Below are 17120 nucleotides of genomic sequence, written 5' to 3'. Positions count from 1 at the left end.
TTGACAAGAAAAAGCCCTGAAAGGGTTATACCCCCTTCAGGGCAAAGGTTTTACTGATCTGCGGGAGCGAATTCGACCTGATTGGAGACCTTCTGCATCTTCGCTACAGTCTGTCCAGTCCCAAAAGTAGGCAGCATCGGCATCAGGTAATAGCCCACACCCCGCAAGCCACTGCCTTCTTTGACAATGATGCCCTGGAAGGTGGAGGAACGGGTGATGTAGATGGGTTTTCCTTCAACCACGGAATGAATCTGGATCAGATTGACCTTGCCGCTGAACAGGCCGGTCTTGGCAACCACCGAGAGCGTTGTTTTGGAGGGATTGACTAGAGGACCATCGGTGATCTGAACTGGAACGAGTACTTTGTTGCCAGCAATCACGTCTATAGTGTCCGTGGAGGGAGCTCCAGGATATGGCAGGCTAGGATCTGCACTTGGGGGCACATCGAGCTGATCCAGGTAGAATTTTAGATCCGCGTTGTTTGTGCCAGCCGTCAGCCCCAGAATCAGCGGATACGGAGTGGAAGGGTTAGGATTGGCCCGAGTTGGGTCTTCATATGCGCCACCCGTGACACCAAGGGTCATGTTGAAACCCTGTGGATAAACGTAATTGGTGGCAATCAAATTGGGCGGGCAACTCCAGCTAGGGGCTGAGGATGGAAGGCCAGAAGTTACTGTAATGGTGTTATCTGCGAATGTAGATGTCACTCCGGGATTAAGGGAGACCTGGCCAACCAAGGAGCCTTTCACCGTGGTTTTATAAAGGATCTGGTAGATCAGGATCTGCCCGGAAGGACCCACAAACTGGGCACCACTGATGGTCTGTCCATCGGCCGTTTTACCCACCATGGACAGTTTGCCATCTGGCTTCACCGTGAAGTAGGCGTAGCTGTCTCCTTGTGGAGCCTCATCAGCCTCATCGGCATCCTCAGGAGGCGTCGTCGGAGGCATCATGGCAAACGTATGGTAACCAACATAGGCTGTGGCTGGCGCGGTGGTCGTCCACTTGCTCCTCCAACCTGTGAAGGGCATGGTCGCGCTTCCGTTGCTCAAAGAGGCGGAGGCTATAAGATCCGTCGTCGGATTCAAGGTGAAGGTCAGCGTCAGTGGCGACAGAGGGGCCTTACGCAGGATGGATACCGTAGCCGTTGGCATCTGCGGATTGACCAGGGTGGGGTCCAAAGTCAGTGTTCCTTTGAAGGAATAGACAATCGAAGTACCATCGGTCTCAACTCCGCCCACAAAGACTCTGCCAGAGCCAAGGGTGACCTTGCCAGAGAACGCCCCTTTGGAAGTTGTGGTCAGATCAAACCGTCCACCGACATTCCCGTTGAGCTCATGCCGTGGCAGCCAGCCAGCATATATGCCAACTACACCAGTCGGCACATCCTGCACGTTCAACAAGAGAGGGCCTTTGGTGCTCAGGTTATTCAGGGGATCAGGCTTGATCTTGTTAATAGCCGTCAGGGTGACCATGTAGCCACCAGCTTTGTAGGTCGTCGGACGTCCGGTGATCCAACCTGTCTTGACGTCGAGTTTCAATCCAGCGGGCAGGCCGACAGCCTTGTAACTCACGGGTGCTTGTGATCCGTCCTCACCCAATTCCACAGGGATGCGATATTCGAAATCTGCTCCTACCATGGCCGGAGGGAAGACGATTTCACCCAGCACAGGGGCTGAATCATAGACTCGCAGGTCATGGCGTCCACCTTCGGCAGTGCGATGATCCAAATCCCCTGGGCCGGTAACGATGCAGGTATAAATACCACGGTCTGCAGCGGTCACCCTGTTAATAACCAATGTTTTGGCAGTCACACCGGTGATGCGAAGTGGGTCTAAAGGAGTATTTGGTTCAATATCGGCACCATTTTTCTTCCAAAGATACTGGATGACCGTTCCTACGGGCAGTTTAGGGGAGGAGACCGTGACGGTCATAGTGGCTTTTTCCTTGCCGGTATCTTGGGCTGCAATGACAAGGTCTGGATTGTTGCTAACCACAGCCACCAAAGCTGATTTGCTAACAGGTGCGTTCTTGGCAATCAAAACTGAACTGTTGGTCGCAAGGCAGTTGTATTCGCCCATCAGTGCGGGTGTGATGTTCGTGATGGTCAGTGTGGAGCGCAGGGTGTCACCGACGACCTCCTCGGTGACTGTAACGGTGGACTTGATACCGCTAGCGATGATCTCCCCGAGACGAACATTCGCCGTCCCTTTTCTCCACTGTAGTTTGCGGCCTGTAGCTGATCCGCCAACACGGGCGACAAGTTGGACGGTATCCCCGGGATACATGATGGTGCCGGCAAGCACGGTTTGCGAAGCAGGGTGATCAAGGAAAACAGGAACGCCAGTATTGCCTTGAACCATGATTGAAGCTGCAGTGCTTATTTCCTCACCCACCACATTCCATACCCGGACCCGCACACGGAAGCCGGAATCTTCATTCGTAAGACCAGCAAGGCTCAATTGATTTGTGTTAGACACAATGCCGATGTCGTTAATGGCCACATAGTCGCCCTCAGCACGGTCCTTGTCCCACTGCCATTGGTAGTTGATTGGGGCAGTAGATGTCGCAGACACGACCACATTAAAGTTGGCCGTTTCACCTTCAGCGATGACCGAGTTAATCGGCTGTTGAGTGATGACGATGGCTTTATTTACTGTGAGAGAAGCGGAATTGCTGACGGTGTTCCCGACTGCGTTGCCCACGGTTACGTTGTAGTTGTTCGATGTATCCACGTCTGAAACGTCCGTGATCACCAAAGTGGACACGCCCGTCGTGGAATCCGAAGTGATCGTGAAGCGACCACCTGAATTGATGACCGTAGCACCCTTTTTCCAGACAAAACTGGTGTAGGGATTTGGGCCGGATGCAGTGATGGTGAATGTTGCTGTCTCACCTGGATTCTTAACGTGAGACCCCAACACTGTGAGTGATGGCGGATCATTTACGATGAGTTCCACCGCTGAGCTAGTCTGCGTATAAACACCATCACCATTGCTCACCACCACCCTATATGAGCCTTGATCGGCCTCAACCACGGAAGGCAGCGTAAGCACATTAGTCGTATGAATCGGACCTTGGGACTCTCTCGCAGGGCCGTAGTTTTCAAATGGCCCAGCATTGATACTCCTCTGCCACTGATATTTAAAGACTGGGCTACCGGTGACAGTAACGGTGAATGCCATGGACTGACCAGGATTGACGGCACTATCCGGTGTCCGCGTGATGCTAACAATGGATACTTGCTCTGTTTGTTTGACCAAGGTGATTTTGCCGTCGGTGAGGAATGTATCCGTATTCCATTCATACTCTCCAGGCAGCTTCAAATAATCTCTCAGGGAGATTGCACCAGGGGCTGTGAAGGTCAGGGTGGTGGTCAGATCCATAAGGTCAAACACCGTTCCATAGGCAGGAAGGTCAGTCAGAGTCACCACCAGGCGACCCGTAGGGGTCATACTGACAGTTTCAGCCGCCAGTTTGGTCCAGTTGGTGGAACCAAGAGCGAACTCAACTACCGAATTCGCACCTACCGTCAGCGCTCCGCCAATGGTCAGCTTTTCCTCGCCGACGGCGACTAGTGTTGGGTCTCCGGGACGCAGAATCGCCCGTGTAGCCAGATCCGTACCTGTGCCGATGAGATTGACGGCCCCACCAATGCGCCCTGTACCACCCAGCACGGCTGCAGCATTCACAGTGACCGTGCCGCTGCCTGTTGCGGAACCGGCCAATACATCTGTATTCATGATCAGCAATGTACCCTGGTCCACGGTCACTCCCCCATGGAAGCTATTGGAATTATTCCGCAAGGTAACCACCCCAGTCCCAGTTTTGCTCAAGGTAAGGACATCAGCCGGAGCGCCCGAAGCAGAAGTGCCGTGGCTTTCAGATATCAAGCCGTTCACGCTGACGCCGTAGCCGCTGGCGATGGAGGAATCGAGCCTCAATGTCTGCAGCTCAGCCGTTGCAGGCTGATTGTCTTGAAGGGTGATGGCGCCCGTAAATGTGACATTGCCGGTAGTAACCGTTTGTGCAGCGCCCAGGCTCATCGCCCCGGCACCGAGCCTGCTGTTAACGTCAATGTCGTTGGCAATGGTCAATCCGCTGACATTCGCACGCAGGGCTAGCGCAGCATCTGGGGCATCATTTACCCAGTGGACTGGCGAGGCATTAAATTCCACGACCTTGCTGGCCAGGAAATAGGCTTTTCCAGCAAATGTGCCGTCCGTGATGCGCACCTGAATACCGTAACCAAATTCGGCCAGTTCATCCATCGCAGGAGCACGCACAAGATTCATAGTGCCATCCAGTTGGATGCCTGAGGCATACTGAATGCTGTAAACACCGTTCCAGGCTGGATTGTCAATTTCATCTTTTACCAGGATGAGTGTTCCCTCATCTGCCTGGGTATAAGTGTGCCCATCAATGGTGGTGCTTACTTCTACAAAGGCACCCGGGCCTTCAGCAACGTTGCCGAATCTTCCGTTATGTTGAGCATCGAAGCGACCGCCTGAGCGAATGAGGCTGAAGCCGGTTGTGGCGCGCTCCACCGTGATCACTTGCGGATTCGTTTGGACCACATTTCCATTTACATCGCGCTTTGTGATCAACCCTGGGGAGGAATCTCCAAGATCCACTCGATTGGTGCCAAGAGCATTGCTTGAACCCAACAGCAGATCTCCCGTGCGAATGACTACAGGAGCCTCTTGATCAGCCCCCAGGCCGGTGCCGAAATTGTTGCTCGTGCCGCTAATTAACAGACTTCCCTCAGAAATAAGGCGGATGCCGCCTGCTCCCGTCAGGGCACCTGTAATCGTGAGAGTCTGCCCAAGATCTGGGGCGAACAATACGCTGCCATCCAGGTTGATGCCACCTGCCAGCGTTGTATTCCCCTCAACATCAATTTTGGAGTACCCTGTTGCATCGGACAGATGGAGAAATTTAACAGTGGTTCCATCCTGATAGCTGATCCCAGCAACCCCGTCCGTCATGGCCAAGTTGGCATACTGGCCTACATTTCCGGCTGTCTGCACCTTGATTGGCGTTCCCCAGGCGGGGATAGCCGGATTTGGCGAAGCCAAGCCATTGGATGTTCCAGCTCTGATATACTTCAGATCCATATTTGTGGCATCATAGTAAGCCACCGCAGGGAACCCTGTGGCGGATGTCGGCTGGCCATTCACAACAGCCAGACTTGGATGTAGCCCCACGTCCCCAGATTCATCAAGCTTCCTTGGTGTGCTCCAGGTTGGGGTATAAGTCACATTGCCTTCCGGGATGGTGACGGGACTGCCGCCAACGCTCGTCAGGTTAGTCTTCACACCAGCAACATTTTTCGTGCCGTTCGTATTGACGGAATAGACATACTCCAAATCTCCATCAGTCGTGTTATAGTATGCGATCGCAGGGGCCCCGTCCACCATCGCCAGAGAAAGGTAATCGCCTACATGATCCGAGGTCGCCACCACGGTCACGGGCTTGCCCCAAAATGAGCCGTCGGCATTATTTGAAAGGATATATTTCAAATCACCATTCGTCTCATCATGGTAGGCAATGGCAGGAGTGCCCAGGATGGCAACACCTGAAATGCCTGCACTACCCGTTTGAGTATATTGGCTGACCAGATCACCGCCGATGTTGACGATCTTCATGGAGGTGGCCTTGCCGACATCACCCTCTGAGGCCAGCGTCAGTGCAGCACCCCAGGCGGCCCCGTTCACATCCAGGCCACGAACGAAGCGCAGATCACCTGTGGCCACATCATAGTAAGAGATGGCGGGGGCGGTCGTCACTTGGCAGAGTGAGCTGTATTGTCCACGGTCATTCACGCGACGCTTATTGAAAGCAGTGTCAGCAACGCCAGTCATTAACAGACGTCCTACAAACTGTTGAGTAGCACCGCCAACATTGCTGAAAAGGCCGCCGATAACCAGCTTGCCATTATGCTCATCCAAGCCACGAACCTCATAATCAGGATCTGGCAGGAAAGTTTCATCCACCTCACCATTAGAATTGAGGCGGGCAAGATAATTGGCCGGAGTCTGTCCCACACCCGTGAAGATGCCATAAAGAGCAATCTTGTCCGTAGACAGACGACGGAGTCCACGCACCTCAGCATTCACCTCGACAGCATAATTTGTGTCCACTGTGCCATCCGAATTCAAACGGGCGAGACGGTTACGGGTTTTAGTTACCGTAGAGCCAGTTCCAGTGACTGTTGCGAATGTTCCGCCAATGTAAATCTTGTTATCAGCAGCTACGGCAACAGCACTAACCTGGGCACTCGCATTCGGATTGAAGTCTTCCAAAACACCAAGTGAACTCACTCTCGCAACGCGGTTGCGAGTAATGCTATTCACTTGAGTAAATGTGCCGCCGAAGACGACAGCACCATCTGTCTGACGTGCCAATGCAAACACTTCATTGTTCACATCTGGAGCAAAGGTGTTATCTGCAAGCCCCGTCGTTTCGAGGCGTGCCAGGCGGTTGCGCGAACTCCCGCCGATGCTGGTAAATGCGCCCCCTACCAGCAGCTTGCCATCTGGTTGCAACAGCAAGGCACGAACAGCACCGCCCGAAGCATTTGCAGTATATGTCACGTCCAGAACACCAGCACTGCTCAAACGTGCGATGTTACCACATGTGACACCGTTTACTTGGGTAAATGCACCCGCGATGATGATGTTGTTGTTATTGCTTGTCTCAATGACGATCGCGCGGACTTCACCATTTACAGTGACGTTAAAATCAGGATCCAGGCCTCCGTCTTCAAGCAACCTCACAAGCCGAGATTTGACCACACCGTCAAACTCCACAAAGGTACCGCCCACGACCACTTTCCCATCCGGCTGCGCGGCGACAACATTCACCGGATTGGTATCTAAGAGCACTGGGATGGCCCAAGTCACACCGCTCGCATCATTGGAGCGGATGTAAGAGAGGGTTCCATTGGTGGCATTGTAATAACTCACCGCAGGATTGCCATTGATGATGGACAAAGAGGGATACTGACCTACGTCCCCACGGGAGGCCAAAGTCACCGGTGCCAGCCAGGAATTACCCCTCGCGTCGGCGGCACGAACAAACTTTAAGTCTTTGCTCGTCGTATCATAATAAGCGATCGCTGGGTAACCATTCACCACCATCATGGAGGAATGAGAAGCCACATTTGCTACCGTGCCTCGTGTGACCCAGTCCGACCCCTTTGAATTAACACTGCCAATTTTGAGGCTGTTGCTGATTACTCCACCTTCAAGGGTCAGTTCAATAGCCCCATTTTTAGAGGTGTTAGTCGTGCTGGTGCCCATCGAGACAATGCCCGTAGAAGTTCCAAAAACATTGGCTACATTCGCAGCGACAAGACGTCCTTCCGAGATTTCAATCCCGCCAGTATGCGTGTTTGCCGCATTCAGACGTAGAGAACCAAGTCCAAATTTGATAAGCTTGCCAATACCTGACAGCGGCCCGGCCAATTCACCTTCGATATCCGCTGGGCCATTGTTTACTCTTACTGCTTGGCTAAAGCTGCCCAGATCAATCGGATTGGCCATGATCACTTTATGGGTGGCATCGGCCGCCCCCAGAATCAGCGAGGAACCATCTGCCACAAAACCCTCATTGCCAAAACGCAGCCGCTTTGTCAAACCAGCTCCACCAAAGTCCACCACACGGTCGGCACCGTAGGCAGCAAAACCACCACTGCCTTTAAATTCAATCTGATTGTTAGCAGTCCCCAAATTACGGGTAAAATCTTCCAGGCCCAGGCCAACTACTCCATCTTTGACAATGATATGACTCGATGTGTCTTCGTCAGCCGAAGCGGTAATGCCACCTGGCACTGCATTGGCAGAATCCAATCGCAGCACTCCACCGTGGACAAAGGTATTGCCTGTATATGTATTGTCGCCCGAAAGGATAGTGGTGCCGATCCCTGCCTGCACAAAACTTGTCACTGAATGGAAGCTGTAAATCTCATTTTCCTCCGTGCTTATGGCTGGCTTGGAGAGGTAAATTTTCCCGTCCACCACGCTTGTCACATAAGTGTCTGTAGCTATACCTTCCCCGGTCACTTTCATACCGGCAGAAACTTGTGTGTACATGATGTATTCCTCATAAGGAACATCTAGCAAGGTCTCTCCACTGGTTACTGAGCCATATCCGACAGCGACTCCACCCACTATTCTTTGGGTTTTGATAATGTTCTGAACAACATTTGCACCGATGGTTAATGTCCCCCCCGCATTATAATTGTGGATAATGATGTTACTGAAATCACCTGAGCCGCCACCTGTGATGTCACCTTCGCCCAGGATACTTTTGTTTCCACCGCGCACATTGGCTCCCACCAAAATCGCACCTGAAGTGATCTTAAGGGTGCTGCCATCGTTAATCGTTACCAGGCTGTCCAAATTACTGTAATAACGAAGGCTGTTAACTTCGCGGTCAGCACCAGCAGACGGGTTAGAAGAATCCACTCCCACATACCCATTGATGGTATTCACCATCTCAAAAGTATAAACCCCCGAAGTCGAGCTCAGCGTAGCTGCATTATTGAGAGTCACCGTGCGGTTTACCTTATCAATGGCAAGAACTCTTGTTCCAGCAACAATACCAGGACCAAAAACACTCATGGTTGTCATCAGACGGTTAAATCTGACAGACTGGTTCGAACTTATGCTGACTGTTGTGCTACCTTCTACCACGGTAACACCACTCAAGAACTCTACTGTTTCTGTGCCCCCTTCAGAAGCATTGATCTTAGCACCCGTAAGACCCCAAGTGCTAGCTTTGACACTATCAGGCCCCAATTTATACAGGAAGGCCACATCGGCCGATATAATATTAGCCGTAGGTCCAGCTTCGATTGAGGCAAAATCGTTCACCCCGGGATTGGCCACATTGGTCGTATTCTCGTAAACTGCCCAAGGCAGGATCACACTTTTAAATTGATCGGCTGCATTTAATACAATATTTGCACCGAGTGCGTCACCTTCAGGCGATTCGACAAAACGTACTGTCCCACCTGACATACGCACAAGGCTTGCCATGTCATCTCCACCCATCAATGTCAGAGTGGTGCTGCGCTGAACTTCACCGCTGCTTAGATTGGCAGGATTAAATCCCACCACGCTGATGGCCCGAACTTCAGAACTGCCTTCACCCACATAAAAGGACCCGCCGTACGTTTGTGTTGCATTTGCCTCTGCCAGACCACGAAGTTCAAACGCCCCCCCTGAGACATGCAGGCTGGTAAGCAGATTTCCTCCAAGATTTGATGCTGTAGTGGTTGCAGCCGAGGGGTTGAGATCCACCACTTGAACACGCAATTTGCCCTCATCCACCTTGATCGCATTTAGACTGCCTGAACCACGCATTTCTAGCGTGCCTGAACCAGTTTTTTCGAGCCTGTCACTGGCCCCCAATTGTCCGGTCACTTTAATATTGCCCGTAAACAGGGAGGTGGTCTTCTCATGTCCAATGTTAAGCACAGCATAATCCGTGATGGTAAAACCACGATTAGTAGAGGAATTTTCTCCTACATACTGTAATGTGCCGCCATTGAAATTAAGATTATCTTCAAGTGCCGAAGATATGCCAAGGCTTCCTGCCACACCGCCATCTGTCAGCTTGAGCGCCCGTAGCATGCCGTCAGCCAAGAAAGTCACACCATCGTAAGTGTTGTTGCCATTGAGGATCAAAGTTCCTTTACCCAGTTTTTCAAGTCCATTTGTCGGTGTGAAGGTAAGTTGTGTCAGCAGGCCGTTGAAGAAATGGTTCGTACTAATCTGAATATCTGCATCATTCAAAATAGCAGTTACTGTGGCACCCGCAGGTATGCCTGGCCCGGAAACTTGGATACCAATATAAAGGTCGGCAGTCGAGATTCTTCCTTGGCTATCAACGATGCCATTGATGCGATTTTGGGTCGTCGCATTCTGCGTCGTGGCTTGGCGTTCAACCGGTACAGCATCAATAGTAAAGATGAATCCCTCACGGACTGCTGTGGTACTTGTGACGGGTTCGCTAATTCTCACTGTATAGGCATCAATAATCTCGGTGACTGTTGCTCCTTCAGGGATCACAGATCCACTCACTGGGACATTTAAAAGGTCATCTGTTCTGCTAAGACCACTAAGAATCGTCAGGTCCCCGCGGGTCAGGCTGCCTAATCTTGTGAAAGGCTCACGATTAACGATATCGGCACCGATCACCAAATCCCCGAGTTCATTGTATTGGTGGATCAGGAAATTGCGAAGATTGCCAGAATTCTCAGTGGTCAAGTTCCCCACTCCGTTGATGGTAGAATCATTGGCCCCGACGCTGGGCGAGATCAAAATGGATCCCGTCTGTAGCGTATATAACTCATCCCTACTCAGATTGATTGTCGAAGGTGCACTGGCGGCAAATCGAAGGGTAAAAGTTTCATTTTCCAGTGGGGATATCGAAAGCGATGGATCGCTCAATAAATTGGGGTTGACCGTCGTGTTGAGATTCCGGCCCCACGCATTGTTGCTGTAGTTTGTATTCACCTGGACGAGACCATCGGCAGAATTGGAGCCGTTGCGCGCCCACCCCATATTGTCACTACCTGTATCATCACTGCCTCCATTAAGGTATGTGGGGGGATAATCTTGTGGATCCGCAGTGGTGTCTAAAGTTGATGCACTTGCGGTAAAGTAAGTGGTAACTGTCGGATTGCTATTAACATGCTCTACGATTGCTTTCGTGCTGCTGTTATCCGAGGTGGTAGTAATCTTGTAAACAATTGGCAAGTTGTTTGGAAATCCGCCTGAGAGAACAGAAGTGATTGGCCCTGTAGTCGCAACATTATCAATTTCAATTTGGAAGACATTATTGCCCAGCACCCCGGGATAATTGTCTTGGTTAGCTGTAAAAATAAGAGAACCCGCCCCCAAGCGAGCGATTTCCCCACCTGCCAAATAAGTAGCTACTGTATGTTGAGTGGCACCAGCAGTACCAGTGTCCAAGATGTCAATTGGAAGACCGAATGGCACCTCAGAGAGTTTAAAAGTGCGTGTTCCCGCGTTGGTCACATAATAAGTCACCCCAGTTTGTAAAGGGGCAGGCAGGGTACCCACAGTCGTCAACCTTACCGCTGTACCATCACTCAAAAAGTGACTGCCTTGGGCCAAGGGCAGCGATAAAACATTAGTCACCGCATTCGCTGAAAAGTTTTTGCTCACCGTCCCCGGGATCACCCAACGTGCTGGGGCCACTGCGTCTCGAATGACTGCCCATCCTCCAAGTATGTTGTTTGTATTCAGATTGTCCACCGAGGCAATCCTTGCCAGATCAAAGTATAGCGTAGAACCTTCTCCACGTGTGATCGTATTCAGTCTGATGCTGCTAGTGCCACTATCCCGATAAATTCGGTTGGCACCACCGCTCAGAGTCAGGCCCGAGATGATTTCTTCGTGGTTTCCTCCCTGAAGTCTCAATTCACCGCCACGCCGACTTCCCCCCAAGACCAGGGCTGCGAGGTCCACCAACTTGGAATTGTTATTGAGGCTATAATCAAGGATTAATGTTCCCGATTGAACGGTATAACTCCGACGAGAGTTGTCCATTTGACCGGCCGTGGAGGTACCAGTTGCACCAGGAGCGTTTGGCTGCGTAGGCATCAGTGTTTCACCACGCAGCCTGACTGTGCCTTCTCCTAACTGAGTGATGGCTCGGTTTCCCAATAGATTTCCATCCAGAGTCAATTCTGAATCGGATGCGACAGTAAAATTAGTTGCTGACTGAATATCGAAATTACCGCTCCAGCGTGCCTCCGTATTGGCTCCTACTGTCAATGCACCACCTTGGAAAGTGACGGTTTCAGGAGTGATATAGTCCACGTTACGCAACTCCAAACGTCCACCCAAAACAGCTATCCCCTCTGAGGTATTGCCAGGGACTTCCGCCTTATAATAAATATTACCGGTAGAATTACTGGTTAAAGTCACTTTAGTGAGCGGACTTAAAGTCTTGGAGACTTGAAAAGTATTTCCTGTCGCATTCATGACATAATAGGTTTCATAAGCCACAATGCCGTTGGGCAGTGAAGAAAGAACATTATCAGATTTACCTGTCAGTTTAGCACCAATCTGCGTAGCGAAAACTACTGCTGTGCCATTCGGCAGGTTACCTGTAAAAGTGCTCGCAGGTTCCATCGTTGCGACTGTAGTAGCCATTGCCTGAATATTCGGAATAAATCGGATGTCACTCAGATCAGCATTTTGAGTCGGACTTTCGATATCAATTGCAGTTGTTGAGGACCTCGTGGTCGCCAGTTTAAATGTCAGAGCTATGCTATCCGATTCAATAACATAATACCTTTGGTTTGGAAGAATACCGAGCGGCAGACGCTTGCCAATCAAATAAAGGAAAGACACCTCCACTCCATTAGGTAAGTTACCGGTAAAGGTATTGGCGGCGAGATCAACCGTCGTATGGATTCCAGTCGTGCCTAAAACGTTATTAGCAGCGATGGCCAGTGCTCCATCGTGCACCGTTACTTGGCCGGTGAAATCTCCTGCCGTGCCGAGAACCCAGGTGCCTGCCCCAGTTTTCAGCAGTGACGTGGTTTCCGTAATGGATTTGTCTGAGAGTTGTAGTTGAAATTCGTTGTCCCCCAAATTCGAACCACTGAGGGTCAAGGTGCGTGACCCACTTCCTATAAAAGCTACGGCTGCACTGTTTGTCCGCTCTTCATTGATGGTGCCTGCTCCAGAAATGGTATTCTCACCCAATATTATTCGGGCGGCTTGATCAACGCCATTGGCCACAAGAGTGGCCCCATTTATACCCGCCCCCATAGTGAAGGAGCGGTCAGTGTATTGCTCATTGGACAAGGTAAAGGAAAGTGCACCTCCATTGATGACAATTTCAGATGCACTGCCATCGATACCACGGCCAATTGCTGAATTTCTGCCACTGCGCGAAACCGTAGTGACATCCAATACCCCTTCAGAGATGGTTAACCTGCTGAAATCGTTTTTTTCATTAGTCAGAGTCAAGCGGCCTGGACCCGTTTTGTGCAAATTTAAGCTTTCAAAGCCTCCGTCTACAATTTCACCGCTAAAGGTCTCGTTTGCATCAATATTGATAGTAAGGTTTGCTTCAATCACACTTCCATTGCTGATTCTAGAGTTTGTGACGCCAGTTAATCCTCTCAATGTTTGATTTGTGCCATTGAGTCGAAATTCTGCGGTCTCTGACAAGTTAATTTTGAAACCTTCCGTCCCTAAGGCGGTGCTGCTACCCATCACTAACCTACCGCCGACAATGATTGTTTCAGTAAATAGGTTACTGCCGTTGTAAGTATTGGAGCCATTCAAAGTAAGTGTACCGCCGAAAATACGAATTGGACCACTAAAGTCATTGTCATGCTCCAAAGTAAAATTAGAACCTTCCATCAAGAACCCATTGATGTAATTATTGCCATTCACTAAAATAGTACCGTTGTAGCTACCCTCAGTTTTGATACCTCCTCTAAACTGATTCGTTGAGGACTGAGTTCCTAACGTCAGGGTATTTGTGAAACTGGAGTTGGGTGAAGTATTAGACTTTACAGCTAGTTCTACCAGGCCATAGGCATCGATAGGGTTAGCAATGGTGACATTGATCAGCGGGTTATTGGATTCTCCAGGATTGGTGGTTGCTGTTCCCACTTCCAGCCGTCCGCCAGATTCGCCGAAGTAAAATCCACGATTTGCTCCGTTTAAATTAGAGTCCTGACTGCCACCATAATTGAAATCATACTTCGTTTCCCCAACTGCAGCTGCCCGTGTAAATTGCAGAGTCCCGCCATTAATCTGAACCTGATTCGAAACAAAGCTGCTAGGTGCTGTGCCCAGACTGTCCTGATGCCGCAGACTTAAAATGCCGTTATTCACAATGGTAGGTCCACTGTAAGTATTGCCTGTGGTAGAAGACAAAACCAGCGTTCCAGGTCCAGCCTTCGTCAAACCGACGCTTCCGCCGGAGATGACCACTGACTGAGACGACGCCACTAATCCCCCCGAGATCGGCGCATTGCTCAGAGTAATTTGAGTGGTGGTATCAGTCTGAACAACCTCCGTAATAACGGTGCCTGGAGGCAAATTAGGATGCGTTACCGCCATGCCCACCTTTAGTACCTGGGCATTGTTAGCAGGAATATTCAACTTATTTGAACCCGAATCCATGTATGTCGTGGTACCACCCAAGGTAAGGCTGAAATCGCGTATGGGCGCTGAAATGGTCAGTGAACTTGTCGTGATGGTGCCAGTAGTACTAGTAGCAGTTCCCACGGTGGTGATAAGCTCGCCGACTGTTCCGGCTGCTGTGCCTACGGTCAAATAACCTGTTGTTGCAGAGATCGTGTGATTTCCATGATTGGAAAGTAAACCACCAGATTCTATCGAAAGAATTCTACTACTTAAAGCAATAGTGCGATTTGCTGCTGCCGCAGTTGTGACGGACTGAAGATTTAAAGAATTAATCGCGCGATGTCCTGGGATTGCTCCACCCGAAGTGCTTGTCGCCAAGGTGGCTGAGGATGTCAATTTCAGGTTAGTTGCCGGTGTCCAGGAGGTTTGGCCGTTGGTACCTGTCGCAGCTCCGGTTGAGATCATGTAATCGCCCGCAGTGAACTGCGTCACGCCATTGACCGTGTTGTATTTAACAAACTCATTGCCGGAGGTGGCCCATGCTCCCATAAACCCGGTATTCGTAGCACCTGTAATGAGGATTTTGTTTCGGGTCGTGCCCAGAGTTGTATTGTCCGCCGTACCATTTGTCAGCAGGCCACCAAATTCGACTGTGGCTCCAGCGTTACGGGTCAGGGTGCCGAATGTCAGTGTGGATGTCCGCCCTGTAGCTGCCTGGGTATTGGCAATTTGGGAACTGCCCTGCAACAGATTCAGCGCACCGAGCGTTTCTGAAAAATTAACACCAGCAGCGGCATCATTGGTCAGATGAATGACGCCGCCTTTCATGTTGATGGCAGCTCCGTCGGCAAAACGGTTGGTATTGTTGGAACTGACGTTGTTGCTAATGAACAAGCCGCCACCATTTTTGGTGGATCCCAATATCCCAGGCCGCCCGACAAGGGTGAGACTGCTGATGTTGCCATCAATCACTCCGTCAAGGTTACTTGCGTTACCGCTCACTGCATTGTTGCTGCCTAGACGCAGATCCATGTAGGTAAGCTTGATACTACCATTCACAGTGAGGCGTCCCGCTTCAAAAGCGGTACCGCTGTTGGTTTCATACGTCGCGCCTCGGACAGTCAACGCGCTGCCGGCAACATTAAAACGGCCCGTGGCATCAATATTTCCATTGATGGTAGTGCGTCCCAGCAGATTGACATTACGAGTTATCGTTGAGCCTGAGTCACCGGCTATTACTAGTCCGTCTCCAACTTCCGAATTCCCGATGACTGTTCCAGTTCCGATACCGGTCAAATTTAAAACTCCGTTTCGGACCGTCAGCGTGTTGCCAATTTGGTGATTTTCAGCTGAATTGGTGGTGGCATTCCATTTAGCCAGGAGGTTAAGGGTGCCCGTCCCCTGTTTGACAACACTACCGCTGCCGGTGATTCGCAAGTATTCGGGTTTTGAGATATCTGTGAAAGATTTCTGAAAATTCCAAGTGCCGGTGTTTTCCAGAATCAGTGTGCCATTGTTCGTCACATCACTTCGAAAATTCGTGGTCTGATTCAGGTGAACAGTACCCTCAGTAATGTTCAAACCACCTGTAAAGTAAATATTTGTTCCCCGCATGGTGAAGGTGCCAGCTCCATCTTTAACCACAGACAAAGCACGCGTACCGGGTGTACCTGCAGAATCACTCTGGAGCAGGTTGGTGCTCCCACTGCCCCCATTGTCACGAATGTAGCCAGAGACATAGGAATCTTCATCGCCGGCAACGGTTAGCGTGGCTCCTGTTGTAACGGTGGTTTCAGTGTCACGATTTTGAATGACTGCGAGGGAACCCAAATCGAGGATGCGACCCACTGTTTCACTTCCACCCATCAGCTTGAAGTAGGTATTTCGGCCGCTGCCGCTAAAGCTGTCAAAGGTCAGTGTGGCAGTGTCACTGATCTGGTCCAAATTTGTGCGTCCCGTTAGCAACTGCAAAACGGCATGCCCAGATGTGCCGCGGGTAGCATTGCCAATGATGATGTCACCACCTGCTGCATTTCCTGTAGTGGCACCCAGCTCCACCTGGACACCCGTGCCTGTCCCGCCTCGATTCCAAAGCCAAAGGGTAAAATCTGAACCTGTATTGTCTCCCGTCAGGGAAAGAACGCCATTTCCGTAGGAGGTCAGCGTGTTGCCATTGCCGGTGATGGTATTGCTGAGAGTCAGCCTGGATGTCGCCACGCGCACATTGAGCTGATCATCTAACACGATGGGGGCACTAATCACATCTGAACCACCGGTGGTTTTATTAATGTAGGCACCGCCACCCAAGCCAGCATTGTCAAAAGTCAACACCCCACCATCTCCCTCAGCCAATGTGTAGATCTGCGAACTGGAGAGATCCCCAATCAACAGTTTCCCGACAGTCCTGGCACCATCAAGTGTAATGGTACGGTCAGAGCTAATATCATTGGTGAAGCGTACCGAAGAGCCTATGCCCCCAGGAGCCGGAGGGGCAATGGTGACGGTAATCGAAGGTGAACTCGGGTAATTTGAGCCCACATTGTCCACGACGATTGAAGTCACTCGACCTTCTGGAGAAACAACCGCATGAGCGGTAGCCCGAGTCCCTCCTGAAGAGGGAGCACTGATAGTCACCGCAGGAGGTGCTGCGGGCGGAGGAAGATATCCCGCGCCTGGATTAGAGATGACAATAGTCGTTGAAATTGAGGTGCCAACACGTGTCGCGTTACTCGCCGTAGCGGTAATCATCGTTGTCTGCGAATAACTGCCGGGACCCGCCTGCCAGGAGCCGCTGCTGTTGGCGATGGATGAGGCATCCACCTTGGTCAAAACAGGCGCTTGCGCACCCGCTGGGGCATGCGCCAAAAGGGCCAGGCCCAGGCCCGCTGTGAGCCGGAAGGCTGAGCGAATGGCACCTTTAGATTCAAGGTTGGATTTCATGGTCGGTAAAACTGAGGGGGTTGGAAA

General features: G+C 51.0%; 1 protein-coding gene. It reads right to left on the bottom strand.

Annotated features, from left to right (window positions below; genetic code table 11):
• Nucleotides 1-50 precede the first annotated feature (50 nt).
• A complete protein-coding gene (locus tag EI77_RS11095) occupies nt 51-17093 on the bottom strand; it encodes an autotransporter-associated beta strand repeat-containing protein (RefSeq protein WP_133795329.1) in 17043 nt (5680 codons plus the stop codon).
• Nucleotides 17094-17120 lie beyond the last annotated feature (27 nt).

Origin of the sequence: Prosthecobacter fusiformis, assembly GCF_004364345.1 — a bacterium.
In the GTDB taxonomy this organism is placed as follows: domain Bacteria; phylum Verrucomicrobiota; class Verrucomicrobiia; order Verrucomicrobiales; family Verrucomicrobiaceae; genus Prosthecobacter; species Prosthecobacter fusiformis.
This window is presented reverse-complemented; position numbering and strand designations above follow the sequence as displayed.